This window comes from Mycobacterium colombiense, from assembly GCF_001953985.1.
GTDB lineage: Bacteria > Actinomycetota > Actinomycetes > Mycobacteriales > Mycobacteriaceae > Mycobacterium > Mycobacterium colombiense_B.
Genome location: NZ_MBEI01000031.1, coordinates 131,859 through 156,125 on the forward strand (window position 1 = coordinate 131,859; position 24,267 = coordinate 156,125).

Here is a 24,267-nt window from a genome sequence, read left to right on the forward strand (position 1 = left end):
CATTGCTCAACAACGAAGTACGTCGATTGCCACGGCTCGCGCGCGCTGGAGCGTCAAACGCGGTGAATGTTGCCCACCCACACCGGCTGACGCCCCCGGCACCGACACCCGGCTCAGCTTGTTGCTGAAGCCTCCCCGGGCACCGCCACCAGCGCATAGTACATGATGTGCATATCTTGCAGTGCATGCAACATTTGCTACTGGTGTTTCAAATCACTTTGTGAAGATGCTGTTCACCAGCGCCGCGGCACGCTCAACATAGGGCATCGGCGTGTCGGCGGTTTCATTTGCCTCGCCGCTCGCCCACCTTTCGATCCCGGAACGCACCGCCGTCAGCGCCAGTGCGGAGATCAGCGCCGCCATCTCGTCGTCCGGCTTCATCGCCTGGCGACGCACGATGATGTCGGTCAACTGTTTCTGAAACCGTTCCAAGTCGGCGAGGAACGCCGCCAGCACGGCGGGAGAGGTCTTGGCGAGTTCGAGCATGTGGGCCGCGTGCTCGCGTTGCGGGGGCACGTCGCGGAGGTGGTGTGCGGCCAAGGTGATCAGCTCCGCCAGCACCACCGAGTAAGGGGCGGGACCTGCGGCGACGAAGTCCGCGACCAGCTCCGGAGGTATGTCCGAGGGGCCGTAGGCGAGCGCGGACTCCTTGTTGGGGAAGTAGTTGAAGAACGTGCGCGTGGCAATGCCGGCTTCGGCGCAGATCTCGTCGACGGTGACCTTGTCGAATCCGCGTTGCAGCGTGAGGCGCACCGCGGCATCGCGGATGTCGGCGCTCGTCTGGCGGCGACGGCGCTCTCGTAGCCCTACGGGATTGCCCATCCCCCTATAGTTGCACGTTGTGCACACTTTGCAGTCAAAAGGTGCCGCGTTCGGGGTCGATGCGCGCGTGGTCATGCCCGGCAGCAAAGATTCGCCGATCGAGCCCGGTGGCCGATGCGACGCGCGGGCTGCCGTCGCCCTGCGGCATAAGACGTTGTAGCGCAACGTAATTCGGCTGAGTGCCGCGGATGATGCGCTGAATGATGGCGGTCAGCCGCTGGGCGCAAGCGCGCCCCGCAGGTAATCGCATTGGCTTTCAAAGAACCGCGTCGATATCGGCGCCTTCTCCGCGAGCTGATCGAACGCATGAAACGCGCCCGGGACGAACTCCTCGTGCACCGGCACGCCCGCCTCGCGCAGGCGTCGCGCGTACTCCACGCTCTCCTGATAGAAGAGGTCCAGCGTTCCGACTCCGATCCAGGCGGGCGGCAAGCCGGACAAATCCTTTCGGCGAGCCGGTGCCGCCTCTTCGGGGTCGGCCCCGTTGAGGTACCACTGCCAGGCCAGTTGATTGTCGGATTCGGTCCACATGATGCGCCGGGGGCCGTCGCGCCTGGCGCCGGTGCGATCGTCGAGCATCGGATAGACCAGCATTTGGAAGGCGATTCGGACGTCGTTGCGGTCGTGCGCTCGCTGAGCGACCGCGGCCGCGAAATGCCCGCCGGCACTGGCGCCACCGATGGCGACCCGATCCGGGTCGACCCACGGCTGGCGGGCCAGCCACAGCAGCGCTGCATAACAGTCTTCGACCGGTATCGGATAGGGGTGTTCGGGAGCCAATCGGTGTTCTACCGCCGCAATCGCGAACCCGGTGCGCTGCGACAGCTTGCGCAGGTACTTATCGTCCTGGGCCGCGTGCCCCATAAGGGTCCCGCCGCCGTGGATCCACAGCAGCGCGGGTGCGCGGTCGGGGAGGCCGGCCGGGCGATGCAGACGGACGGTGACGTGCTGGTTGACGGCGGTGACGGGCACGGTGCGGAGACGTCCCGCATTGCCCATCATGTTCATGACGGCACGCTGAAACTTGAAACCGCGGTGCAGGGCATAGCCGCGCGGCACGAATCGCGCGACCTTGCGAAGACCGGGGTCTAGAACTTGTGGGGACGTGAAGGCGTTGTCGGGGAGCCCGTTTGCCATCGAAAGCCCCTGTCCCTTGCGCCGGCAGACATCGCTGACCATACAGGAACGTGCTTGGTGTCCAAGGGCAGTTATTGCGACTCGTTCGGGTCGTCGACCAGCGCGTGTACCGCGCGATCGAACATGGTCTGCTTTATCGCGCCCAGCGTGCCCGGATCTTTGCCCTGCAGGGGGCGCACCAGTTCGAGGGCCGTGTCGGTGACCGCGTCCTCCGGGCAGGTGGCGTCGACGATGCCGAAGTCTTCTGCGTCGGGGCCGCTGAAACGTCGGCCGGTGGTCATCGAGGCGATGGCGGCGCGGGGCGTGAGTTTGGATTGGATGAGCGCGGCCATGCCGGGGTTGAACGGGATGCGGATGTCGACCTCGGGAAAGCAGAAGTACCCGCGGTCGGCGCGCATCACGCGAAAGTCGTGCGCCACGGCCAGCATCGCGCCGGCGCCGAACGCGTGACCCACCACCGCGGCCGCGGTGGGTAGGGGCAGGGTCAGCACGCGTGCCAGCAGCTGGTGCACCCGGCCGATGTACCACTGCCCCCGGTCGGTGTGCGCGCCCAGCCATTCCAGATCCAGGCCATTGGAGTAGAACTTTCCAGCGGCGGTTGTGATCAGCGCCTGGGCGCCGTCGGAGACGGCTTGGTTGAGCGCATCCTCGATGTCATCCAGAAAGGCAGGGGAGAAACGGTTCTCGTCCTCGCCCAGGCGAACGATGGCGATTTTGTCGGCGTAGTCCAATGTGACTGTCATGTCTTCCTCCTGAGTTGCGCTGATAGTTAGGACGTTTCGTCAACCGTGCCGCTGCCGCGGCGGGGGCCCTACCGTCAGCACGGCGCGCACGGCCGCGTGCAGCTGCGCACGCGCGGTGGCACTCCCGAGCCGGTCGCGGCGCAGCAGCAGCGCGGTGGGCAGGTCGACGACACAGCTCGTTATCGCGTCCACCGCCGCGGCATCCTTGCGGTCCCAGGCTGCGAGGGCCAGCCGCACCATGAACGCGACGAGATGCTTGTCGAGTCGCCGCAGCTCGTCGGCAACGTCGCCGGGAACGTCGTCGGCGAGCACTTCCTCGCGGCGCACGCGCAGCACGAGAGTCGATGAACCGGGATACCGCTCGGTGAACACGACCGCCGCGTCGGCGGCGGCCACCACGGCATCGATGGGGCCGCCGCTGGTCATTGCTTGGTCGGCCAACGAAGTCTGCACCGCCAAAAATCGCTGACCGGCCCGCAACCAAGCCTGGCCCATCAGACCGCCCCGCGACGTAAACGTGTGATACACAGCGCCGTTGGACATACCCACCGTCGCGCCGATCGCCCGGATGGTCACCGCGGCCGGGCCCGACCGCGCCACCAGGTCCTCGACGGCGTCGAGCACGACGTCGCGATCGTGGACACGGGGGCGTGGCATGCGGCCACTATAACAGAGCGCGTGCTCTGTTACTCTCGGCCGGCGGCTGAGCCGCTCGGGACCGCGGTTAGCATCGGGTGTCCGGATGTCGATGTGGAGGGCGATGCATTGGCTGCGATACCCGTCATCGCGCTCACCGGCCATCTCGGAGCCGGCAAGACCACGCTGCTCAACCACCTGCTGCGGCATCCTGGTACACGAATCGGTGTGGTGGTCAACGACTTCGGTGATATCAACATCGACGCCGGTCTGGTCGCGGGCCAGGTCGACGAGCCGGCCTCGATAGCCGGAGGATGCATCTGCTGCCTGCCCGACGACGGCGGGCTCGACGAGGCACTGATCAAGCTCGCCGACCCAGCCCGGGGCCTCGATGCGATCGTCATCGAGGCCAGCGGTCTGGCCGATCCGGTAGCGATCGCGCGGATCATCGGCTTCAGTGAGATCCGTGGCGTCCGGGCGGGCGGGCTTGTCGACGTCATCGATGCCGTGAACCACTTCGACACCGTCGACTGCGGCACATTGCCGCCGGTGCGCTACGGCGCGGCCTCGCTGATTGTGGTCAACAAGCTCGACCAAATCCCTGAGGAAGAGCGCTCGGCGCTGATGCAGCGCATCACACAGCGGGCGGCACAACGCAATCCGCGCGTACATGTCGTCGGCACAACGGCTGGCCGGATAGACCCGGGACTACTCTTCGACGCGTCCGCCGCGCCCGACCAGGCTGGTCAGCTCTCGTTTCTGGATTTGGAGCCCGAGCACGACCACGACCACGTCCACGCCGACGCCGTCACGGTCAGCAGCACCGGCTGCGTCGACCCCGATGCCCTGCTCGACCTTCTCGAAGATCCACCGGCACAGGTCTTCAGGATGAAAGGCATTGTGGCGGTGCGCCACCGCGCGACGGTCCGCGACCATGTCGTCAACCTAGTGGGCAGCGCGATCGATATCGGCAAGGCACCACCGGGCGCCGCGGCCAATTGTCTGGTGGCGATCGGGATGCATCTCGACATCGACGGCGTCCGTGCGCGACTCGACAACGCGCTGCAGCCCGCGTCCGCGCCGGCGTCCGCGCAGACGCTACGGCGGCTACAGAGGTACCGGCGACTCGGCGCGTGAGTAGCGATCCGGCAAGATACGTCGTGATGTCATCTTCGCTGGGCGACGTGCTCGCCACCTTGGAGCTCGAGAGGGTCGACCAGTGGGTCTTCGTCGGGCGGCAACTAGATGCACCCGCCAACCACATTCTCGGAGGCCATATCTCCGCTCAGGCTCTGCTGGCGGCAAGCCACACCGCGCCTGGTCGCACCCCGCACAGCATTCACACGTACTTCCTGCGGCCCGGCGATTCGCGCCGGCCGGTGGACTTCGAGGTCGTCGACCTCCAGGAAGGCCGGAGGTTTTCATCGCGACGGGTCACCGCGCGCCAGGACGGCAAAATTCTGATGGAGGCGATGTCGTCGTTCAAAGTCGCCGATCCTGCGCCCACTCAGGTCGTCTATCAACCACCCATGCCAGAGGCTTGCGACCCGGAGTCGCTGCCGTGGGTTGCGCCGCATCTGGCGGAGTCCGACGACAGCGTCCCGGCGCGCTGGTCGAGCCTGCGCTGGTTCGAGCGCCGGATCATCGACACCGAGGTCACGCCACCCGCACGGGCGCCGATGTGGTGGCGGCCCGACGGCGAGGTTCCCGATGATCCGGCGCTGACGGCCAGCCTGGTGGCCTACCTGTCGGCGGTGACCTTGACCGAGCCTGCGTATGCGGCGCGCGGTGGTGTCGGGGCTTCGGCTCAGCGTGATCATTCGGTGTGGTTCCACGCGCCGGCCGCGCTGTCGGACTGGCTTCTCTACGATCGGTCATCCCCGAGCTGCGCGGGGTCCCTGGCGCTGGCGAGTGGGACGATGTTCAATCGCAGCGGCGAATTGGTGTGCACGGTAAAACAAGAGATGTACTTCCCACCGCACACCGCCTGAGGCTCGTCAAAAGCTCTGTCCTGCAGGGATATTCGTCACAGTGACGTATTGTCGGCGATAGGCGGGAAAGGGGAGCGGTGGGTTCGCGGGCCCTTCCGGGCGTGCGGCAGCCCGGCGACCCGTGTTGTCGCCGTCGCGTCCGCCCGTGCCGAGTGTGACGAACCTCAACCGCCAACAGTGACGTAGGTCATAGACCCATCGGCGGCAATCGGGTCATCCTGGGCCCTTCGTTTGCATATCTAATGGCTGGGAGCGCGATGGCCGACCTCGACTTTGCCTATGACCTGACCCTCGACGAGGCGCGCAGGCGCAGCGCGATGTTCGAAGCGATGGGTGACGACTGGGACCCGATCGCTGTACTGAGCGAGGAAGATCAGGCGTACGACATGCTGTATTCGAATCTGGATGAGGAGCAGCAACGGGTCTACGACGAGTTGGTGCGCGCCGGCGTTCTGCCCGAACGGACCGCTGCTCGTGCTACCGATTGATCCGACCGCCGATCGCGGCCGCCGCGCATGGTTGCCCTGCCCGCGCTGCGATCACGGCGCCACGTGTGGTGACTGCCGAAGCACCCGCAACTGCGATACGCATTGGCAGTATCTCCTGAGTAACAAGGGCACCCTGGTGCATCTGCAGTGCTCGGATTGCGGCCATCTCTGGTCGACCGACACGCACCGCCGCACACGCCCCAGGTCGTGGAGGCACAAGCCGAACTAACACCGGCCAACGCCGCGTCTCAACACCATTGCGCCGCAACGATATTCGTCACAGTGACGTATCGAGGGCGAAGAAGTGGGAGGAGGGGATTGGGGTGTCCCGGCGGTGCGGGTAGGCAGAACCCTTGTTGGGAACCATTGCTTTGACGGCGCCCCGCTTGCGACTCGACCCTGATGGCCCGGCGTGCCGACGGCCGGTGTGGCGCATCGCTGAGCGACCGCCGGGGATGCCTCGCGGTGACGTCTCGAAAGCGCCTGCGGTGCACGGCGATTCGTCACAGTGACGTATTGATCCCTGTGCCGCTTAGAAGGCGGGAGGGGTAAGCGGTGGCCATTCGGTGGTCGGTGCTCGAGTTGATCGCCGGCCATCGACCCGCGGCGTCCGCGGGCCTCCAAGCCCGTCGACAATGCCTTATCTGCACGGCGACGGGCGAGGCCGCGCAGAGTTGCGGGCGACCGGGTAAAACGGCAGGTAACCGACCAGGATGGCTTGAGCTCGGTGTTAGCGCTTGCCGATAAGCGACATTATGTCAAGTTGGATATCGCCTAGTGCAACCGCTCTACCAGCTTGAATTCAGCGAAACCACCGTACCCCGGGACAGGCAGTGCGGCGGGTTAAGCCGGCGGCCCAGCAACCTTATCTGCTGGAAGCAAGCACCCCATTTGCCCCGTCTGGTGGTGTCGTTTCGCGCGCGGCGCGGCGGGCGCGACTTTCCCGGAGTGCTTGCTGTGCGGACTCCAGGGTGATGTTGCGTGGATCGACCTGTTCCCGCTTGAAGCCTTCCACCGCAATCGGCAAGTAGAGAAACTTCAGCGGGACGAGGCGCTCGAGGGCTGCATAGAACCGCCGATACATATGCATAAAGCGGCGCGCCATCTCCTCGTCCTCGGGCGTCCACTCTAAGTTGAACAGCTCCCGCACATGGGGCGGAAAACTGTTGACCACGACTTGTCGCCGCGCCGCCACCCAGGGCCACACTGTCTTTTTCAGGACCGGAGGCCACCACCGCGGCGCCGGGCGGCGCTCCACAAATTGTTCCAGCATGACCTGACTTACCTGTGAGTTCACCAAGTAATTACGCTCGATGTTTTCCAGATACTGCTCGAAATCGTCGTAGGTATCCGGTTGAGGGCTATCGTCGACGCCCCACATGCTGTACCACTCCTTGGATTCCTCGAATATTTGCTCCTTCATCGCCCGTGGCATGGACCCGTCGAAATACAGCTGCTCGGTGATTATTATCAATAGGTGATAAAAGAAGGTGACGTGTGCGAAATAGAAGGTATCCGCATTCAAAGAATGATACGTGCCGTCCTGCAATGTGCCTTTGACGGACTTGTGCATATTCCGAGTCTTCAGTCCGTATTTCTTCGCGTCTTCCGGAGCGTCGTACACCGTACCGTAAATGTACTCACGAGATCTCTGACGGCGTACTTTGTATATCTTCGACCGTGCGCCGAGAGAACTGTCACCAGTGAAAAGAACAGAATTCGCGGTCGCTTTCGCCATCTGCGGCCACGCCCCCGCAATGGTGCCCACTACTCCGCTGCCGAAAAATATCACATCAGTACGCCCCCAGTACTTCCATATCAGGGAGCCGGCGGGAAGCGGATGCTGAGTAAGATCTTTCCGTGACAAACTGTCGTCGCCGGTAAATTCTGTCACCTTAACATCGTCCGAAATCACGAGCTCTGGATCAAATGTTGTCTGCATGATTTTCCTGAGCGCCCTGAGACCCCGGACCGCCATGTAAAACTCCTTGCGTTGCCGATACTCGTCACTTGATTGAGCTCAGTACCCGGCCGTTTCCACGCCCGGCCTCGGGTAGCTGATCGACTATCAGCTAACCACCGCTATGCCGACTGTGTCTTGGGTTTCGAAGGCTCTGTCGTTCCTCGTCGTTCCTCCGCGGGTAGCTCATCGAACAGCGGAGTGTTACCAGTAAAGCGAGCTGATGGCGCTGAGTTCGTTTTCGTTCGACCGCGGCTTCAACCGACGCTAGCCCCGACTGAGCGGCTACCACTGTGGCGCGAAGCTGCGTCGGGCTAACCCATTGTCAAGATTGCGCCCGCGGCGATGCCAATCACTGTCACAAGGGATACGAAAATCACCGTGATCGCCGCGCGCACGATCTCTTCTTCCGTGAGTCTCGGGCGCGGCTTCAATTCGACGCGGACGGTATCCCTTGGGCAGCCAATTGCGTTCAGTTTTGCGACCGCCAAAAGGAGATCGTCACGCCCGTCAGCTGCGTCTTCCTTGACTGTGTTGTGCGCGGCGATTGTGGTCGTCATATCAGTCCCCCGGGCTTGTGGACGCGCATTGGCGTGACTCGACGGTCGAAAGCTTCGGCTTTCTCGTATACCCGACGATACGAGTGCGAGATCACGATTGCGGTAACGATCCTTAACGGTGACAGCACACAGTCCTGCTCCCGCACTGCGTGGCGAGCAGTGACGCTGGGCGATCGTAAGATAAGCCTGACATCAATCTGCTTGCACGGCGGGTTGTTTCGCACGCGGCTTCCGAGATTATCGCCGAACGGTCACCCCTTGGTATCTATTTGGGAATGCAACCGCGTTTCGGCTGGCGCGGGTCTATCGGTAATAACAGTTACATCGTTAACATCGCGCGATGCAGAGTTTGCCCCCGCCGGCCAGCGAAGTGCGACTGGGCACGGTTTCCCGGCGCGACGCGCTGCGCTATGCGGCCGCGTTGGCCGGCCTGGGCGCTGCATCGATAGCCTGCGGCATGCCCACGGCGGCTGCCGCCGCTCCCCCTCAGCTGATCGACTTCGCTGCGCGCCAGATCCCGGCGCAGCAGATCCGCGCTGCCGGCTATAGCGGCGTAATCAACTACGTTTCGATGTCACGTCCCGGCTCGTCGTTTGGCGCCAAGCCGATCACTCGGTCCTACGCCGACTCGCTGATAGCCGCGGGCTTGGCGATCGTCAGCAACTACCAGTACGGCAAGCCGGGTGGGTCGGCACCGTCAGACTTCACGCGGGGCTACGCGGGCGGCGTCGCAGACGCGCGCACCGCCTGGAGTTTGCACACCGCGGCAGGCGGCGGCCAGAGTGCGCCGATTTTCTTCACCATCGACGAGGACATCAATCGCGACACCTGGAATCACACCGCGCTGCCGTGGTTTCGCGGAATCAACTCGGTTCTTGGGGTTCAGCGCACCGGGGTCTACGGAGGCGTCAGGGTGTGCCAGTGGGCCGCGGCCGACGGCGTTATCGGGTCTTCGAGCACACCTGGCCGTCGGTGGGCCTGGCAAACTCGAGCCTGGTCCGGTGATCAGGTCCACCCCGCCGCCGTTCTCTACCAGCGCGTCGTGAGCACCGCGTCCAATCCCGGGCCGAAGGTCGGCGGACTCGAAGTGGACGTCAATGACGTCCTGGCCCCCGACTGCGGCCAGTGGAACCTCCATGCGGGTCGCCCAAGGGGCGATGTGCGATAGGTGTTGATGCCCGGCGCGACGGCGGCCGGGCGGACGACTGCCGCGCGGCGGTACGCGATTGTTCTCATGGGCTTCCTTTCGCGCGTTACAGAAAGCGAGCCAGGGCACCTGAGTAATCGGTGCGCAGGATCCGGCAGGCGATATCCAGCAAACATCAGGTTTGAAATTTCGGGCTTTGGATAGACCTCACTAAAGCTGCCGCTCCTGGATAGCCGGCACCTTAAGAAGGGAGCCCGACGTGGCATTCTCACACATTGCATTGAAAACAACGGCAGCAACAGCTGCATTGGCGGCGGCCGGAATCCTCGCGGCAACGCCAGCATTCGCCGATCCGCAAGTGCTGCAATTCGGCCAGCAGGCAGAGCTTTCCAGTAATGGTGGCACTATCGACTACATCGTGAGCAACCTGCAGCCCAGCGGCCACAACGACGGCATCTGGTACTCCGACGTCACGGCCAAGGGTGTGAGCGGTAATGCAACTCCGAACATTGCGGACTTCAACGCTCGGGCTGTCAACAGCTCCACGTTCGCGGTGATGAAGGGCAATCAGACCGACGGCCTTCCTGAGGGGCCACTCCCCTTAGGCACTCCGGTTACGGGGCGCATCTACTTCGACGTTCGCAGCGGTACGAACCCCGACAGTGTCGTCTACCGGGACGCCGGAGGCACGGACAAGGTTGTCTGGAAGGGTCCGTAACTCGCCCACCTAGTGCCTAGTGCGCAGACTTAGCGCACTCCCGCGGTACGCCCACAGTCTCCGCAGGGGATGTGGCCAAACTTGTCATACCTCCCTGCAATGCTGAGGTCATGTCCCCGGCCGCGACTGCAGTCAGAGTCGAAGCACGCCCTAACGAGCGTCTCGAGGTGCTCTTCGACGAGCTGGCCGAGTTGACCGGTCAGCGCAACGCGATCGATGGACGCATCGTCGAGATCGTCGCGGAAATGGAGCGCGACGAGCTCTGTGGTGCTACCGGGGCGCGGTCTATTGCGGCTCTGGTGGCCTGGAAGACCGGCTGCTCACCGAGTAACGCCGACACGATCGCGACCGTGGCGCACCGGCTCGACTCGTTTCCCCGCTGCGCCCAGGGCATGCGGGAAGGCCGCTTCTCGCTGGACCAGATTGGCGTGATCGCGCAGCGAGCTGGCGATGGATCCGACGAGCACTATGCGGAGCTGGCCAGCAGTGCCACGGTCAGCCAACTGCGTACCGCGGTCAAGTTGGAGCCGCGGCCCGAACCCGGTCCTCGGCCCGAACCGCAGCCAACGATTACCAAGACCGCCAACGCCGAGTTCGCCTGTTGGAGAATCACACTCCCACACGACGACTCGGCGAAGTTCGACGCCGCGCTGCAGTCTCACCATGATGCGCTGATCGCCGAGTGGAAAGACGCCTGCGACCTCAGCAGCGAGGTGACAGGTTTGCAACTCCCAATGCCGACGAACGTCGATGCGTTCCTACGGCTGGTCGAGGCCGGATGGGATGCGGAAGCGGAGCGTCGACCCCACGGGCATCGCACCACGGTGGTAGTGCATCTGGATGTCAAGGAGCGCGTCGCCTCCCTACATTTGGGCCCGCTGCTCACGAGCTCCGAACGGCGGTACCTCACGTGCGACGCCACCTGTGAAGTGTGGTTCGAACGCGGCGGCGACGTGATCGGCTCCGGTCGGTCGACTCGCGTGATCAGCCGCCGGCTCCGCCGCGCGCTCGAGCATCGGCACCCCACGTGCGCTGTTCCCGGTTGCGGAGCCACGCGCGGTCTGCACGCGCATCACATCCGGCACTGGGAAGACGGCGGCGCTACTGAGCTGGACAACCTCGTGCTGGTGTGCCCCTATCATCATCGTCAGCATCATCGAGGCGACATCACCATCACCGGGCCAGCCAGCCACCTCGTCGTGACCGACAGCGCGGGGCACGAACTCCACCCAGGATCGTTGGCCCGGGTGCCGAAGTGCCCTCCACCCGCAGTCGCGCCATGTCGAGGACCGACCGGAGAACGGGCCGACTGGTGGTGGTACGAACCGTTTCAACCCCAACCGCCACCGACGACCAACTGACGTTCGGGACGACGCTCGGGCACCCGCCTGATCGCCTCGCATCAAATTCACGAGCAATTTGATGAACGCCCGATTCGGCCTACAGCCCGGACGGTACGACCTTGCCGTTTACCGTCACGTCGACCTGGCCGGTCTTGGGGTTGTACTCGATCTTGCCGTGCTCAAAGTTCGACACGAGCAGGTCACCGACGGCGTTCTGGTCGCTGATTGGGAGGCCCAGCGGACCCGCCGAACCGTTAGTACCGGTGGTCGCAGGCGTGCCGTCCGGGTTGCGTGGGATATTCCAGGCCTCCCGGATCTTGCCCAGGATGATGTATGCGGGCGTGCCGGCCTGGTCGTTCTTCGCGGTGATCGCGCCGCCCTGGAATTGCTGGAATACCACGCCACTTTCCCGGGTTCCCGCGTTGCGGTCGCCAGTCAGTGGCTTGCCGAGAGCCTGCTTCTGCTCCTCGGTTGCCGATGAGTACTTGGCAGCGATCGGGCCGGTCAGAGTCACCTCGACGTCCCTCTCCCCGGTGAGCTTCACCTCGGTGGGCTGCGCTGGGGATTTAGACGTGGTGGTGGCCTGCGCCCCGACCTGAGGCGACGCCGACGCGTCGACGCTCTTGCCATTGCTGCAGCCCCCAGCGATCAGCGCGACGGCGGCCAGGCCGGCGACTGCCGCGTGGCGGTATGCGATCGTTCTCATGGGCTTCCTCTCGCGTCTTCCTGTGGTGTGGGTCCAGCGGCGGCTGACTTCCTCGCCCGGCCGCGACTTCGAACGAACTTACGCCGCGGTCATAGGCGCCGAGCTAGCGCACCTGAGCGAGGAGCACCGGTGCTCGACGGAATCCACCAAGTACGACTGGATGATTCGCGGGCGATGCGACCACGTCTTGGATGCCGTACTGCCTTGCTTTCGCGGGACCCGTGTTGCCTTCGCGCCGGCGACCAAAAGACTCGTTGAGCGCAAGGATTGGATTTGGCGCCCGCGCCGTTGTATAGGCAAGGATGGCTAATCTCGCATCCGTCGAGTCGATTCAGCACCTGCACGGAGTCCAGATGAAGCTAGAGCATTTTCGGCGTTGCGCTGTCGTGTTGGGCTTTACGACGGTGCTTGCATCTTCTGTCCCCGTTGCCAGCGCTGACCCACCAGATCCGCACACGCCGGACATCACGAAGAGCTACTGCCCGGGTGGGCAATGGGGTTACGGCAGTTTGGGAGTGTGCGACGGCGAGAAGTACCCCGACGGCTCCTACTGGCACCAGTGGTTGAGAACGAACATCGGCGGGCCGAGGTTTCACTACGACTGCGTCGGCGGCGACGAACCTCTCCCGGGCCCGCCACCGCCCGGTGGATGCGACGGGGCAATCCCACCCGCGCCGCCCGACCCGTCCGCGACCTGACCCCAGCTGACGCGGTGGATCCATTGTCCCGTCATGTGCCGTCCATCAATTGCCGAATAGCTGGGTCGCCTTCGTTACCAGCTCCACGCCGCCATACCCGAACGGGAGGCCGACCCATAGCCACGACACCGCGACGAGGGCGAGTTGGCCGCGCCGTTCGGTTTGCGATTTGGTCATGGTTGTTTCTCCGGTTGCCGCTGGAAGACCGTCGTTGGCTCGAGTAAGGCGTTCTCGGGCAACGCGAGCTCGTGGTGTTTGGTAGCCACGGGCCTGATCAGTTCGTTGCAGACCACGCCGGCGAGTAGCAGTGCAATCATCACCGCGAACGACACGATGTAAAGATCCGGGCCGTGCTTTCCCATCGTCTTCTGCGAGTCGGCGATCGCGTTGACGATCAGTGGTCCCAGCACGCCGGCAACTGACCACGCGGTGAGCAGTCTGCCGTGGATGGCACCAACCTCGTAGGTGCCGAACAGGTCGCGCAGGTAGGCCGGGATCGTGGAGAAGCCCGCGCCGTAGAACGACAGAATCAGCAGCGTGCAGACGAGGAAGGTCACCTTGTTTGAGTTGGTCGTCAACTCCATGGCCAGATACAGCAAGGCGCCGCCGCCCAGGTAAAGCCGGTACATGTTCTTGCGGCCCAGCAGATCTGACAACGACGACCAGCCGATCCGGCCCGACATATTGGCTAACGACAGCAATGCGACATACCCGGCGGCTGCCGACGCCAGCGCAGCCGATTTGGGGACAGTCGGGAAGAAGTCCTGATAGATCGGTGCGGCCTTCTCGAGGATGCCAATCCCAGCGGTCACGTTGAAGCAGAGCACCACCCACAACAGCCAGAATTGGGGCGTTTTAATCGCGTTGGCAGCCGATACATTGGCTGCGCTGATCAATGTTCCGGGCTTGTACGGTTCGGGTTCCCAGCCCTCCGGCGTCCACCCGGGAGCCGGCACTCGCACCAGCATCGAACCCATCGACATGAAAACGGCATAGGCGCAGCCCATCACGAGGAAGGTTTTCGCAACACCGTCAGCGGTGCGGCCGAACACATCGAGCAAGGTGCTTGTCCACGGCGACGCGATCAGCGCTCCACCGCCGAAGCCCATGATGGCCAGGCCGGTCGCCATGCCCGGCCGATCTGGGAACCACTTGATCAGCGTGGAGACCGGCGAAATGTAGCCGATACCGAGCCCTACCCCGCCAACCACTCCGTAGCCGAACACAACGAGCCAGTATTGATGCAGCGTGACGCCGACTGCCGCGATCACCAGCCCGCTGCAGAAGCAGGCGGTGGCCACGAACATCGCCCAGCGGGGGCCGCGGTGGTCGACGCGCGTGCCCAGCGCCGCCGCCGAAACGCCCAGCATCACAATGCCGACCGTGAACGGCAGCGCGCTGGCCGTACCGGAGATATGCAGCGTTTTCTCCAGTGGAATCTTGAATACGCTCCAGGCGTAGACGGAGCCGATGGCCAGGTGGATGGAAAGCGCCGCCGGGGGTACCAGCCAGCGGTTCCATCCGGGCTTGGCAACGATTCGCGAACGGTCTAGCAAACCTACGGTTGTCACGAATCCCTCTTCTCGGGCCGCCGGGTGGGAGCTCCGTCCCGTCGCCACTATCGGATCTGCGAAACCGTCGGGTCAATATCGCGTCGTCTATCGTCTTATAGACGAAATCTATTGAACGGGAAGCGATTTAGGCCCTAGCCGAGATGCGGCATACGCCGACCTGTGGTATGAGGTTGCCTGTTCCGCGGCGCACAAGGTGTTGATGCCCAGTACGCCAAGCCGACGGGCTCAGACATGCAGGGTGGGCCGGTAGGTGAGCTCTTGGATGTTGCCGTCCAACGTCCTGCTTTCGATCAGCTCGAGGTCGAAGTCGGCCGCACCCTGGAAGATTGGGTTATCACCGGTCTGGCCGGTGATCACGGGAAACAGCGTCACCTGGACGCGGTCGACGAGGCCGGCGGCCATCAGCGCTCGGTTCATCGAGAGGCTGCCGTGCGAGCGCAATGGCATCTCGGACTCCTCCTTGAGTCGGGCGACGATGTCGACGGCGTCGCCGCTCACGACGGTCGCGTCAGGCCAGTCGAGAGGTCCATCCAGGGTGGTCGACACCACTGTCGCCGGCAGGTGCCTCATCAGGGTCACCCACGGGTCGCGCACCTCGGAGTCCTCGCTGCTCTCGGCGAGCATTTGTGCGAATAGCCGGTATGTATTGGCGCCGAATATCATTCGCTGCTTCTCGCCGTACAGCGCGAGGCGGTGGTCGAGCAGTTCGGGGCCTTGCTTGCCCCAGTAGCCGCCCCAGTCGCCGCCGTTGACGCCGCCGAAGCCGTCGAGGCTGGAAAAGACGTCGAAGGTGTAGGTAGCAGTCATTGATGCTCTCCTCGGATGCGGTTGATGGCGTGTTGGGGATACAGACCGGAAGCCATGGCGAAACTAATCGCCTATGAACACTCCCGGACCGCGGCTGTCCGCGGGGTACCGGTGACTCAACCCGCCGAACCGCGCCCTCTAGTTCGAACGCAGCCGGCGACCTTCAACCCGAATGGATGCTCTCGAAAGGGCGCTGCTCGCACGGCGACGCGCGGAGTCCCACGGCAATGCGTTCGGCCGTACGAAAGCCGTCGCGCCCTAGTGCGCATTCGCCTCTAAGTGCACGGATATTGCCCGTTGAGCACGCAATTCGCCGGTGGCGAGTAGGAACCGCTCAGCACGCCTCTGAGACCCCCGGTGGCCGAACCGCCGGGTGGTATCACGCGATTCCAATTCGCGGGGGTGAGTACGTAGTGCGTGCCGGATTGGGTGACGGTGCTATTCCACGTGTGCAAGACGGATTGTCCGGGCGGCATGTCGAATTCGAGCTTCCAATCGGACAGCGGCGCCATGCTCGCGTTGGTAACGGTGAAGTTGGCGATGAAACCGGTCTGCCACGTATGTGCCACCGACAACGTCGCCGCGGCCGCGGCCGCGTGGGCCACCGGGCTGATGGTCAGCCCGAAACCGGTAACCAGCAGTGCCGACACGGTTACGTGAAGCGCTGTGCGCCAGCGCTTCACGTAATTATTTCGTCGGGCCATAGCAGCCAACACTATAGCCAAACGCGCGATATCGGCGCTCGCGCCACGGGTAAGCTGCAGTACCTTTGCTGAACCGAAACCGTGATGAAATTTTGGGTGAAACTCGACTGGGCGGCCCGAAAGCCCCCGATCCCAGCGCCGGTCATCGTAGGCTCCGGGCATGCGTTCGCGTCGTCATGCCGTCGGGGTGATTATCAGCGTTGTTGCGACTGGCGTCGTCGCCGCGACGGGATGCACCAAGAACACCGCCGGACACGCGGCACCCACCAAGAGCGGTGTGGGCAACTCGCAGATCAGCGCGTCGGCGCTGCCGTCGCCGACCTCGGTGGGGCCAACCGGTCAGCCAGTCGGCACGGCGATAATGAAGGTCAGTGGTGGCAGCGCCCCGGTAACGATCCGTTACCGGATTAATGGGGGCCCGGAGCAGACCGAGACCAATGTGCCCCTGCCGTGGGAAAAGCAGTACTCCGTTTACAACGAACTGGAGTCGCAGGTAACGGCCGACGGCGGGGACGTCGCCCTCACCTGCACGATAACCATGGATGGCGACAAGCTGGTGTCCCTCAAAAGCGAACCGCGGCCGGTATGTAACTTCGCCTACTGGGGCTAGTCACCACTCGCGGATCGGCCGGCGACGACTGAGGCAATCGAGCCCTGGTGATTAAAACCCTTCTGTCCGAAGCGCTATCGGTCCCCTGCCCCATCAGTCCCAGTCTTCCGCCACGCCGAAGGCATCGCTAATCCCTTGACGTCCGGTGTCGGTGAGCACGACCGCGCGGCGTTGGTTGATACGACGGATCCAGTCGAGGTCGAACATGCGTCGGGTAAGCGCCACGCCGAGCGCGCCCGCGAGGTGGTGTCGTTGTTCCGACCAGTCCACGCAGTAGCGGATCATCCGCTTGTTGTCGTTGCCGAGGTCTATACCCAAGGCGGCCAATGTTTCTCGTCCTCGCGGAGTCAGCCGGTAGGTCAGGTCGGATCCGGGTGTCGACAGCCGGTCGGCGACGGCCTCTTCGGGACGGTAGCGTCCGTCGCCGCCCGTGAGCAGATCGTGGTCCAGCATGGCGCTCATGACGGCCACCCCCAGCCGGCCGGCCAGATGGTCATAACAGGTGCGGGCCCTCCGCAGCGTGTGCGCACGCGTGCCCTGGCGCAGCGAGCGAATCGGCTCGGGCGCAGAGATTCGGGCGAGCGCCTCCAAAGCTTCGGCGACAGGCGAGCCGGCCAGACGAAAGTAGCGGGCACGACCTTGGCGGTGCACGGTCAGCAGCCCCGCGCGCACCAGCTGGGCAAGATGCTCGCTGACCGTGGAGGCCGCCACCCCGGCTTCGGCGGCCAGCACGCTGGCGGGCAACGCGCGCCCGTCGAGCAACGCCATCAACACCCGCGCCCGGGTGCGCTCGCCGATCAGCGCGGCAACGCCGGCGATGTTGGCGTCACCGCCATGCCCGGCGGCGATGGCGACAGCGGGATCGATGGACATGCCACCACGATAGGCGGCATTTATTTCGGCCGGCACCGAAGTAATTCGGCGTAAGGATGGGGTTATGGACACCCACGACACCACCGCGATCGAGGCAGTGATGCACGCTTGGGAGCGCGCACTGGCCGCCCACGACCTGGACGCCCTGCTGGCCTGCTATGCGCCCGATGCGACCTTGGAAAGCCCAGTGGCTGCGCACATTACCGGCGGGGACGGGATCCGCCGAGGCCACTCCGAACTGCGGCCGTTCCTGGCCGAGGTGGTAGCTCGCACCCCGAAGCTGCGCACCTATCACCGGGCCGGGTTTTTCACCGACGGTCGCCGCGCGACTTGGGAGTATCCGCGTGTGACCCCCCAGGGTGAGCAGATGGACTTCGTCGAGGTCATGGAGATCGAAGACGGCTTGATCCAGGCCCACCGCGTGTATTGGGGCTGGCGCGGCGTCCAGGTCCTGATCAACGACGAATACCACCGGGATTCTTGAGTTTTCGGCCAACGGCGGCGTGCGGCGGGCTCAGTTCACCCCGCGCCCGGTGCTTTGCTGCAATTCATCAATCATGCTGGACGCCTGGGCTTTGGTCAGGTCATCGGGGACTTCCCGGCCGGCCTCCTGTGCGAGTGTGTGCAGGTAACTGCGCTGTGGTCCCGTCATCGGCTCATCACCCGTGGTCCAATCGGATGGATCCTTTTCCGCCGTTTCGTTCGGCGCCTGTCGGGTGTCTTCGCTCATGTCGCCATCACCTCCCACCCCGGAATAACCATCGCACACTTGTTCGAAACATGTTCTCCAGCGGCGGTCTGCAACAGGTGACCACTGGGGTTTGAGCGATGCATGAGAGAGCTGTGACCAACCCACTCAAACCAGCCCCCGACACTCCACGCACCGAACGGCGATTGTCGGCGCCGTGCCATATCTTGGACCGTCCGAGAGATGATCGATCGAGACGGAGGGCATGTGCTGGACGACGACACCACGCTGTCGCCTGCCGACCTGCTCGAACTCAATCGTGGCCTTCAGGGCTCGCCGACGGTCCGCCTGCTGGCGACGCTGAACCTCAACCTCTACGCCACCCTGATGGAGCGCCAGCTCAGCGGCGGCGTGGTTCCCGAGACTGACCTTGTCGTACGTCTCGAGCGCGACCTCGCCGAACTCGATCAGGCCGGCGAGCAGTCCGGCCTGGCCCTGATCAAGTCCTGGGCCAGCCAGGGTTGGCTGCACCGCGTCGCCGACCAGCGCTCCGGTGTCGAGCGCAACCTGTGTTACTTGACGCAGGAGGCGCGCCGGGCGCTCGACTTCCTGCGCGGCATGCGGCGGCAGGACACCATCGCCACCGGCGGCTCGATCAACGGCATCGCATCCCGCCTCAAGCAGGTCGCGCTGCGCGTCGGCAATGACCCCGACCGCATCCGCGCCGGCATAGCAGCCGAAATCGCCGCGCTCCAAAGCGAACTCGACGCGCTCGAACAAGGTGTCACAGCGGCCGAGCACAGCCACGACGTCGACCTCACCGACGCCTACGACGAGGCCCACGCCATCGCCCTGCAGATGGAACGACTGATCACCGACATCGGCCAGTACGGGACCCTGATCGAACGAGCCACCGCCGCCCTCGACGAGCCGATCGACAGCAACGTCGAATACCGCGACCGGCAGCGACGCATGTACGCCGACTACGAGGCCGCCTGGGAATCCCAGGGCCGCGACTCGCACCGCGCATTCCTGCGCATGATCAACGACCCCGACCAGCGCGCCGAGTTCGAAGCCGACGTCGCCGCCGTCGCCGAGGCGCTTCCCGCCCTCGACCCCGCCCTGCGCAAGGTGATGGCCGGCTTCTTCGAACTTGTCGGTCATCAGATCGACGAGGTGGAACGCATCCAGCAGCGCTGCGCGCAGCGCGTCAAACGGTTCACCGCGTTCGGCACCCTCGAGCAGAGCCGCGGCGTGGCCCGTCAGCTCAACGAGGCCATCGGCGCCGCCCGCAACCTGCTCAAAGCATCGCTGACCGACTCACGGCTGGACATCGAACTTCCCCTGGCCCGCCACGCGTTCAGTTCGGTTGGCGCGCTGAGCTTCCGGATTGGTGACCTGTCCAACCCGAAGCCCGCTCAGGTCGCCGAGGACGAGGTCGACCTGACCAGCTTCGCCGCGCTCACCACCCAGGTCGACGCACCCGCGATGTCGGAGATGATCAACACCGCAATCAGTTCTGGGTCGAGACTGTCCCTGCCAGATGCGGTCGCGATGCTCGATTCGGCCTACCTCGGCCACGTCATCGTGCTGTGGTCCTGGGCGCTCAAACAACCGGAATCCGCACAGGGTTCCGAGTCGGTCACGGTCCGCTTTCAGTCCCTGGACGGGCGCGACCGCGAAATGGAGGTGCCGCACTTGATGTTCACCGAGCCGGTTTCCACCCTGCTGGGGGCCACCGCGTGACCGTCGAAGAGACCGTCGACTACAGCGGGTTCTCCGCACTCCCCCAGGTCGACCAGACGGCCCGCGCCCCGCACCAGCGCCGACCGCGGTTCGACGGCGACGTATCCGAGCTGCCCGACCGTGCCTGCTGGGCGCTGCAGCAGCTGCTGACGCGCCGCTACATCAGTGCCGAAGCCGATCGCGACGTCTACACCTGGGTGCTGGAGTACCGCGCCCAACTGTCGGTCAGACTGTCCGAACTGGATCTGTTGCTGCGCGTCGTCGAGGGCGCCGACGTCGCGTTCGTCGAGCAGGCCCGCTACGAATCCGCCCGGGGCGTAAAGCTTTTGCGCCGTGAGCCACTGCGCACCTATGACTCGATCCTGGCGCTGCACCTGGCGCAGATGATGCGCGCTTCTGGTGACCAGGCGGTTGTGATCAGCCGCGACGAAATGCATGGGCTGTTCTCCGGCGTGCTCAACGATGTCGACCGCGACGCCGTCACGTTCGCCGCGCGCATCGACGGCGCCATCGCGCGGCTGGCGTCTCTGGAGATCTTGCGCAAGACCCGCGACGACGAGGACAGCTACACCGTGAGCCCGGTCATCAACGCAGTCATGACGGCGTCGGTGATCACCGAGCTGCAGCAGCAGTTCGAGATCCTTCTGGGCGGCGGCGTGTCCGAGGAGCAGTGTCCCGACGACGAGGAGGAACGCGAGGATGACTGAACAGTTCCACCTGTCGCGCCTGCAGGTCATCAACTGGGGTGTCTTCGACGGGTATCACTCCATCCCGTTCAGCGAAGGTGGCGCACTGATCGCCGGCGCCTCCGGCAGCGGCAAATCCTCACTGCTGGACGCTATTTCGCTCGGCTTCCTGCCGTTCAACCGGCGTAACTTCAACGCCTCCGGCGACAACACCGCCGCCGGGTCGAGCGCGGGCCGGCGGACCGTCGACAAATACGTCCGCGGCGCCTGGGGTCAGCGCAGCGATGCCGGCACCAGCAAGGTCATGTACCTGCGCGGCGACGGCACCGCGTGGTCGGCGATCGCCGTCACCTACCGCAGCAACACCGGCCGCACCGTCACCGGCCTGGTGCTCAAGTGGCTCACCGGCGAATCCCGGTCGGATTCCTCGAGCCGGTTCGCGCTGGCCGACGGCGACCGCGATATCGAGAACGTCTGCAACCGCTGGGCCGCTGCCCGCTTCGACGCCGCGGTGTTCAAAGACGACTGGCGATTCTCCACCAAGGTGGAATCGCAGTACCTCGCCCAGCTGTACGCCACCATCGGCATCCGTGCCTCCGACGCCGCGCAGCAGCTGCTCGGCAAGGCCAAATCACTGAAAAGCGTTGGCGGGCTTGAGCAGTTCGTCCGGGAGTTCATGCTCGACGAGCCCAGCAGCCTGAGCCGGTTGCCCGAAGCGCTCAAGCAGATCGACCCCTTGGTCGACGCCCGTGAACTGCTGGCCGTCGCGCAACGCAAGCGCAAGATCCTCGGCGACATCGAAAAGATCCAGCAGCGCTACGCCTCGGAGTCCTCCGACCTGGGCATCATCGATCTCGTCGACCAGCCGATGGTCCGCGCCTACACCGATCACGTCCGGCTCGCGCAGTGCCCCGCGCAAATCGAATCGCTCGACGCAACCATCGATCAGCTCGGCAACGAATACGAAGACGTCACCCGCCAGCTCAATCTTGCCAAGGCCGAGGGCGATTCGCTGAACGCGCAGATTAGCGGATCAAGCACCAGCCTGGGGCCGCTGCAGTCGCAGGTGGCCGCCGCCGAGGCGCACGCCGAACAGGTGTCGCGCCGGCGGACCGCCTACGAATCCATGCTCAACACACACGGTCTCGACATCCCGGACACCGCCGACGAATTCTGGAATCTGCGCGAGGAACTCAGCACGCGGGCCACCGAGTTGCTGGCCAAACTGGATCGCGGCAGGGAAGCCTCGACCGATGCCGAGTACGCCCAGAAGGTCGCCCGCATCGCCCGCGACGACGCCGCCAAGGAACTCAAACGCGTCGAGCGCGTGGGCTCGGCGCTGCCGGAGTTCGCGCTCACCATGCGCGAACAGATCTGCGCCGCTGTGGGTATCGATCCCGGTGAGCTACCCTACATCGCCGAGCTGATGGATCTGCGGCCCGAGCAGAGCCGCTGGCGCGTCGCGGTCGAAAAGGTGCTGCGCGGTGTGGGTTTGCGGCTGCTCGTCCCCGACAGTCACTACGCGGCGGTGCTGCGGTTCGTCAACGAGACCAACATGGGTGGGAGACTGCAGCTGCACCACGTCCGCGTCCGGTTCGTCGGCGCGCAGGTCGCCGAGGCCGAGCCGAACACGTTGGCGGGCAAGCTGTTCGTGGTCGACCCCACCCATGACTGCGCCGCCGAGGCCGCCGACGTCATCGCCGCAGCCGGTGATCACATCTGCGTCGACACCCCCGATGTGTTCTCCCGGTTCCGGCGCGCCGTCACCGACACCGGCCTGTACAAGGACTCCGAGCGCCTGGCCATCAAGGACGACCGACGGCCGCTCAAGCAGGCCGATTACATCTACCAGGGCGATGTCGCCGCCAAGGTCGACGCGCTGACCGTGGATCTCGCCAACGCCGAAGAGGCGTTTCGCCGGGCCCGCAACGTCGCCGACGAGATCGCCGCCGAGCGTCAGCAGTGGCGGGACCGGGCCGCGGCGTTCAAGGCGATCTGCGATCAGTTCGAGCAGTGGACCCACATCGACACCGAGACCGCCGATGGGCACGCCGACCGGCTGCGCGAGCAGTTCGAGCTGCTGCTGGCCGACAATCCCGACATCGAGGCGCTCACCGCGCGCGCCGAGGAGTGGTGGGAACAGATCCAGGCGCTGATGACCCGCCGCGGCGCCATCCAGACCCGCCGCGACGACCTCGACGGTCGCCGCACCCAGCTGCTCGAGTTGCAGGAACGGCTCGCTCCGGCATTCGTGTCCGAGCCGCTGACCGACCTGCTGAACCGCTACGCCGCCGACGTGCCGGTTTCGCTCGACATGCTCAACCCGGAACCGCACCGCGACGCCGTCTTTACCGCGATCCGGCGCGAACGTGAGCAGCTCCGCGAAAGCCGCAGGCGCTCATACGATGAGCTCGCGCGCATTCTCAACACCTTCGACACCGCGTTTCCCGACGCGATCCCCAACGACAGCGACGTGTTCGACGAGCGCGTGCACGATTACGTCGCGTTGTGCCGCCACATCGACGAGCGGGAACTGCCCGAGGCCTACGAGCGGATGATGCGGCTGGTCACCGAGCAGGCGCCCGACGCCATCCTGACCCTGCACCGGGTGGCCGAGCAGGAGGCCCGGCGGATCAGCGAGCAGATCGAACGGGTCAACACCGGCCTGGGGGCGGTGGAGTTCAATCGCGGCACCCGGCTCACCCTGCGCGCCACCTCGCGCAGCCTGACCGCGGTCGCCGAGCTCACCGAGATCGTTCGGGCCATCTCGCGGCGCATCGCCGAAGTCGGCCTCGGCGACAAGCAGGCCATCCTGGACCAGTACGCCGACATCTTGCGGCTGCGCAACCGGTTGGCGTCGACCGCACCGGAAGACAAGGCCTGGACCCGCGACGCCCTCGACGTTCGCAACCGGTTCACCTTCGACTGCGCCGAATGGGACGTCAGCAGCGATGAGCTGATCCGCACCCACAGCAACGCCGGCGACAACTCGGGTGGCGAGCAGGAGAAGCTGATGGCCTTCTGCTTGGCCGGTGCGCTGAGCTTCAACCTGGCCAATCCCGAAAGTGCCGACAACAAACCGGTTTTCGCCCAGTTGATGCTCGATGAAGCATTCTCCAAGTCCGACCCACAGTTCGCGCAGCAGGCTCTGCAGGCGTTCCGCAAGTTCGGTTTCCAACTGGTGATCGTGGCGACCGTGCAGAACGCCACTACCATCCAGCCCTATATCGACAGCGTGGTGATGGTGTCCAAGCGCGAAGCCACCGGCCGCAACTCTCGCCCGGTGGCGACTGTGAGCACCAAGACGATCACGGACTTCACAGCGCTCCGGCACGAGATGCGGACGTCGGCTGCGCTGGTCCCGGCCGGGGTCTGACGCCCGTCGCTGAGACGGAGCACCTACCGCCAGCAGCTTTTTGGGATCGGTAGCCGAGCAAAAACGTAAGACTTTCGCAAGCTTTCGGCGTTAAATGCCTGATAGCAGCGAAAGGACGATGCTGTGGACACTTCCCGGACCCTGAGGAATGTTGTTGGTGCGGCCCTGTTGTCGGGCGGCCTCGCGGTGGCCGGAATGGCACTCGCACCGGGTGGCGCACACGCCCAGCCCGGCCCGTTGCCGGCCACGCACGG

The 24,267-nt window shown here is 64.7% G+C and carries 24 protein-coding genes; 11 read left to right on the plus strand and 13 right to left on the minus strand.

The window, feature by feature from the left end; genetic code table 11:
- Window positions 1–213: 213 nt before the first annotated feature.
- From A5732_RS06605 to A5732_RS06620, 4 genes are all read right to left on the minus strand, one after another.
- A complete protein-coding gene (locus A5732_RS06605; protein WP_065029863.1) occupies window positions 214–822 on the minus strand; it encodes a TetR family transcriptional regulator in 609 nt (202 codons plus the stop codon).
- Window positions 823–1,032: 210 nt separating this feature from the next.
- A complete protein-coding gene (locus A5732_RS06610; protein WP_076056614.1) occupies window positions 1,033–1,959 on the minus strand; it encodes an alpha/beta hydrolase in 927 nt (308 codons plus the stop codon).
- A 71-nt stretch (window positions 1,960–2,030) separates the two neighbouring features.
- Window positions 2,031–2,702, minus strand: a complete 672-nt coding sequence (locus tag A5732_RS06615; protein WP_076101641.1) for an enoyl-CoA hydratase-related protein — start codon at window positions 2,700–2,702, stop codon at window positions 2,031–2,033.
- Between the two features lie 39 nt (window positions 2,703–2,741).
- Entirely contained in the window at window positions 2,742–3,359 is a 618-nt protein-coding gene (locus A5732_RS06620) for a TetR/AcrR family transcriptional regulator (RefSeq protein ID WP_076056436.1), read from the minus strand.
- Window positions 3,360–3,467: 108 nt separating this feature from the next.
- Between A5732_RS06620 and A5732_RS06625 the strand changes: the two genes are divergently transcribed.
- The 3 genes from A5732_RS06625 to A5732_RS06635 all read left to right on the plus strand — a co-directional run bounded on the left by A5732_RS06625 (window position 3,468) and on the right by A5732_RS06635 (window position 5,817).
- Entirely contained in the window at window positions 3,468–4,475 is a 1,008-nt protein-coding gene (locus A5732_RS06625) for a CobW family GTP-binding protein (protein ID WP_076056612.1), read from the plus strand.
- A gap of 26 nt (window positions 4,476–4,501) precedes the next feature.
- A complete protein-coding gene (locus A5732_RS06630; RefSeq protein WP_076101644.1) occupies window positions 4,502–5,329 on the plus strand; it encodes an acyl-CoA thioesterase in 828 nt (275 codons plus the stop codon).
- 257 nt (window positions 5,330–5,586) lie between these two features.
- A complete protein-coding gene (locus tag A5732_RS06635) occupies window positions 5,587–5,817 on the plus strand; it encodes a DUF6400 family protein (RefSeq protein ID WP_231120100.1) in 231 nt (76 codons plus the stop codon).
- 865 nt (window positions 5,818–6,682) lie between these two features.
- On the opposite strand, the gene A5732_RS06645 is transcribed toward A5732_RS06635, so the two are convergent.
- Window positions 6,683–7,795, minus strand: coding sequence for an oxygenase MpaB family protein (locus A5732_RS06645; protein ID WP_076056432.1), 1,113 nt, complete (start codon window positions 7,793–7,795; stop codon window positions 6,683–6,685).
- Window positions 7,796–8,091: 296 nt separating this feature from the next.
- Window positions 8,092–8,337, minus strand: coding sequence for a hypothetical protein (locus tag A5732_RS06650; RefSeq protein ID WP_076056431.1), 246 nt, complete (start codon window positions 8,335–8,337; stop codon window positions 8,092–8,094).
- A 340-nt stretch (window positions 8,338–8,677) separates the two neighbouring features.
- Here A5732_RS06650 and A5732_RS06655 point away from each other — a divergent pair, with 340 nt between their 5' ends.
- From A5732_RS06655 to A5732_RS06665, 3 genes are all read left to right on the plus strand, one after another.
- Window positions 8,678–9,505 (plus strand): DUF1906 domain-containing protein, encoded by an 828-nt coding sequence (locus A5732_RS06655; RefSeq protein ID WP_076056418.1) that lies wholly within the window; start codon window positions 8,678–8,680, stop codon window positions 9,503–9,505.
- Between the two features lie 238 nt (window positions 9,506–9,743).
- Window positions 9,744–10,202, plus strand: a complete 459-nt coding sequence (locus A5732_RS06660; RefSeq protein WP_076056416.1) for a DUF1942 domain-containing protein — start codon at window positions 9,744–9,746, stop codon at window positions 10,200–10,202.
- Between the two features lie 110 nt (window positions 10,203–10,312).
- Window positions 10,313–11,563, plus strand: coding sequence for an HNH endonuclease signature motif containing protein (locus A5732_RS06665; protein WP_076101647.1), 1,251 nt, complete (start codon window positions 10,313–10,315; stop codon window positions 11,561–11,563).
- A 79-nt stretch (window positions 11,564–11,642) separates the two neighbouring features.
- Here the strand turns inward: A5732_RS06665 and A5732_RS06670 are convergent, their stop codons facing one another.
- The 5 genes from A5732_RS06670 to A5732_RS06695 all read right to left on the minus strand — a co-directional run bounded on the left by A5732_RS06670 (window position 11,643) and on the right by A5732_RS06695 (window position 16,034).
- Window positions 11,643–12,251, minus strand: coding sequence for an LGFP repeat-containing protein (locus A5732_RS06670; RefSeq protein ID WP_076056412.1), 609 nt, complete (start codon window positions 12,249–12,251; stop codon window positions 11,643–11,645).
- Between the two features lie 743 nt (window positions 12,252–12,994).
- Window positions 12,995–13,126: an MFS transporter small subunit gene (locus tag A5732_RS27720; protein WP_283160279.1), complete on the minus strand. Its 132-nt coding sequence runs from the start codon at window positions 13,124–13,126 to the stop codon at window positions 12,995–12,997.
- Window positions 13,123–14,520 carry an L-lactate MFS transporter gene (locus tag A5732_RS06685; RefSeq protein WP_076101821.1) on the minus strand — a complete coding sequence of 466 codons (1,398 nt, stop codon included), beginning with the start codon at window positions 14,518–14,520 and terminating at the stop codon, window positions 13,123–13,125. Before A5732_RS06685 ends, A5732_RS27720 begins: the two co-directional genes overlap by 4 nt.
- A gap of 228 nt (window positions 14,521–14,748) precedes the next feature.
- Entirely contained in the window at window positions 14,749–15,330 is a 582-nt protein-coding gene (locus A5732_RS06690; RefSeq protein ID WP_076101652.1) for a dihydrofolate reductase family protein, read from the minus strand.
- A 275-nt stretch (window positions 15,331–15,605) separates the two neighbouring features.
- The gene (locus A5732_RS06695; RefSeq protein WP_076056404.1) at window positions 15,606–16,034 is read right to left on the minus strand and encodes a cellulose-binding domain-containing protein; all 429 of its coding nucleotides are present in this window, start codon (window positions 16,032–16,034) and stop codon (window positions 15,606–15,608) included.
- A 160-nt stretch (window positions 16,035–16,194) separates the two neighbouring features.
- Here A5732_RS06695 and A5732_RS06700 point away from each other — a divergent pair, with 160 nt between their 5' ends.
- Complete coding sequence (locus A5732_RS06700) at window positions 16,195–16,644, plus strand: hypothetical protein (RefSeq protein WP_076056402.1); 450 nt, start codon at window positions 16,195–16,197, stop codon at window positions 16,642–16,644.
- Window positions 16,645–16,737: 93 nt separating this feature from the next.
- On the opposite strand, the gene A5732_RS06705 is transcribed toward A5732_RS06700, so the two are convergent.
- Entirely contained in the window at window positions 16,738–17,517 is a 780-nt protein-coding gene (locus A5732_RS06705) for an ArsR/SmtB family transcription factor (protein WP_076101655.1), read from the minus strand.
- Between the two features lie 64 nt (window positions 17,518–17,581).
- Between A5732_RS06705 and A5732_RS06710 the strand changes: the two genes are divergently transcribed.
- Window positions 17,582–18,001 carry a nuclear transport factor 2 family protein gene (locus A5732_RS06710; protein ID WP_076056398.1) on the plus strand — a complete coding sequence of 140 codons (420 nt, stop codon included), beginning with the start codon at window positions 17,582–17,584 and terminating at the stop codon, window positions 17,999–18,001.
- A gap of 30 nt (window positions 18,002–18,031) precedes the next feature.
- Here A5732_RS06710 and A5732_RS06715 read toward each other — a convergent pair whose 3' ends face one another.
- The gene (locus A5732_RS06715; RefSeq protein WP_076056608.1) at window positions 18,032–18,247 is read right to left on the minus strand and encodes a DUF3072 domain-containing protein; all 216 of its coding nucleotides are present in this window, start codon (window positions 18,245–18,247) and stop codon (window positions 18,032–18,034) included.
- 201 nt (window positions 18,248–18,448) lie between these two features.
- Between A5732_RS06715 and A5732_RS06720 the strand changes: the two genes are divergently transcribed.
- Genes A5732_RS06720 through A5732_RS06730 form a run of 3 tightly spaced genes read left to right on the plus strand, consistent with a single transcriptional unit; the run spans window position 18,449 to window position 24,013 of the window.
- Window positions 18,449–19,951 (plus strand): DUF3375 domain-containing protein, encoded by a 1,503-nt coding sequence (locus A5732_RS06720; RefSeq protein WP_076056396.1) that lies wholly within the window; start codon window positions 18,449–18,451, stop codon window positions 19,949–19,951.
- Window positions 19,948–20,658, plus strand: a complete 711-nt coding sequence (locus A5732_RS06725; protein ID WP_076101659.1) for a DUF4194 domain-containing protein — start codon at window positions 19,948–19,950, stop codon at window positions 20,656–20,658. The genes A5732_RS06720 and A5732_RS06725 overlap by 4 nt, the downstream gene beginning before the upstream one ends.
- On the plus strand, window positions 20,651–24,013 hold the full coding sequence (locus A5732_RS06730; protein ID WP_076101662.1) for an ATP-binding protein: 3,363 nt from the start codon (window positions 20,651–20,653) through the stop codon (window positions 24,011–24,013). Before A5732_RS06725 ends, A5732_RS06730 begins: the two co-directional genes overlap by 8 nt.
- The last annotated feature ends 254 nt before the right edge of the window (window positions 24,014–24,267 follow it).

What these genes read in the sequence shown, in the direction of transcription:
- A5732_RS06605 (WP_065029863.1), bottom strand. Translation starts at nt 822, where the DNA reads ATGGGCAATCCCGTAGGGCTACGAGAGCGCCGTCGCCGCCAGACGAGC.
- A5732_RS06610 (WP_076056614.1), bottom strand. Translation starts at nt 1,959, where the DNA reads ATGGCAAACGGGCTCCCCGACAACGCCTTCACGTCCCCACAAGTTCTA.
- A5732_RS06615 (WP_076101641.1), bottom strand. Translation starts at nt 2,702, where the DNA reads ATGACAGTCACATTGGACTACGCCGACAAAATCGCCATCGTTCGCCTG.
- A5732_RS06620 (WP_076056436.1), bottom strand. Translation starts at nt 3,359, where the DNA reads ATGCCACGCCCCCGTGTCCACGATCGCGACGTCGTGCTCGACGCCGTC.
- A5732_RS06630 (WP_076101644.1), top strand. Translation starts at nt 4,502, where the DNA reads ATGTCATCTTCGCTGGGCGACGTGCTCGCCACCTTGGAGCTCGAGAGG.
- A5732_RS06635 (WP_231120100.1), top strand. Translation starts at nt 5,587, where the DNA reads ATGGCCGACCTCGACTTTGCCTATGACCTGACCCTCGACGAGGCGCGC.
- A5732_RS06645 (WP_076056432.1), bottom strand. Translation starts at nt 7,795, where the DNA reads ATGGCGGTCCGGGGTCTCAGGGCGCTCAGGAAAATCATGCAGACAACA.
- A5732_RS06650 (WP_076056431.1), bottom strand. Translation starts at nt 8,337, where the DNA reads ATGACGACCACAATCGCCGCGCACAACACAGTCAAGGAAGACGCAGCT.
- A5732_RS06655 (WP_076056418.1), top strand. Translation starts at nt 8,678, where the DNA reads ATGCAGAGTTTGCCCCCGCCGGCCAGCGAAGTGCGACTGGGCACGGTT.
- A5732_RS06665 (WP_076101647.1), top strand. Translation starts at nt 10,313, where the DNA reads ATGTCCCCGGCCGCGACTGCAGTCAGAGTCGAAGCACGCCCTAACGAG.
- A5732_RS06670 (WP_076056412.1), bottom strand. Translation starts at nt 12,251, where the DNA reads ATGAGAACGATCGCATACCGCCACGCGGCAGTCGCCGGCCTGGCCGCC.
- A5732_RS27720 (WP_283160279.1), bottom strand. Translation starts at nt 13,126, where the DNA reads ATGACCAAATCGCAAACCGAACGGCGCGGCCAACTCGCCCTCGTCGCG.
- A5732_RS06690 (WP_076101652.1), bottom strand. Translation starts at nt 15,330, where the DNA reads ATGACTGCTACCTACACCTTCGACGTCTTTTCCAGCCTCGACGGCTTC.
- A5732_RS06695 (WP_076056404.1), bottom strand. Translation starts at nt 16,034, where the DNA reads ATGGCCCGACGAAATAATTACGTGAAGCGCTGGCGCACAGCGCTTCAC.
- A5732_RS06700 (WP_076056402.1), top strand. Translation starts at nt 16,195, where the DNA reads ATGCGTTCGCGTCGTCATGCCGTCGGGGTGATTATCAGCGTTGTTGCG.
- A5732_RS06705 (WP_076101655.1), bottom strand. Translation starts at nt 17,517, where the DNA reads ATGTCCATCGATCCCGCTGTCGCCATCGCCGCCGGGCATGGCGGTGAC.
- A5732_RS06710 (WP_076056398.1), top strand. Translation starts at nt 17,582, where the DNA reads ATGGACACCCACGACACCACCGCGATCGAGGCAGTGATGCACGCTTGG.
- A5732_RS06715 (WP_076056608.1), bottom strand. Translation starts at nt 18,247, where the DNA reads ATGAGCGAAGACACCCGACAGGCGCCGAACGAAACGGCGGAAAAGGAT.
- A5732_RS06720 (WP_076056396.1), top strand. Translation starts at nt 18,449, where the DNA reads ATGATCGATCGAGACGGAGGGCATGTGCTGGACGACGACACCACGCTG.
- A5732_RS06730 (WP_076101662.1), top strand. Translation starts at nt 20,651, where the DNA reads ATGACTGAACAGTTCCACCTGTCGCGCCTGCAGGTCATCAACTGGGGT.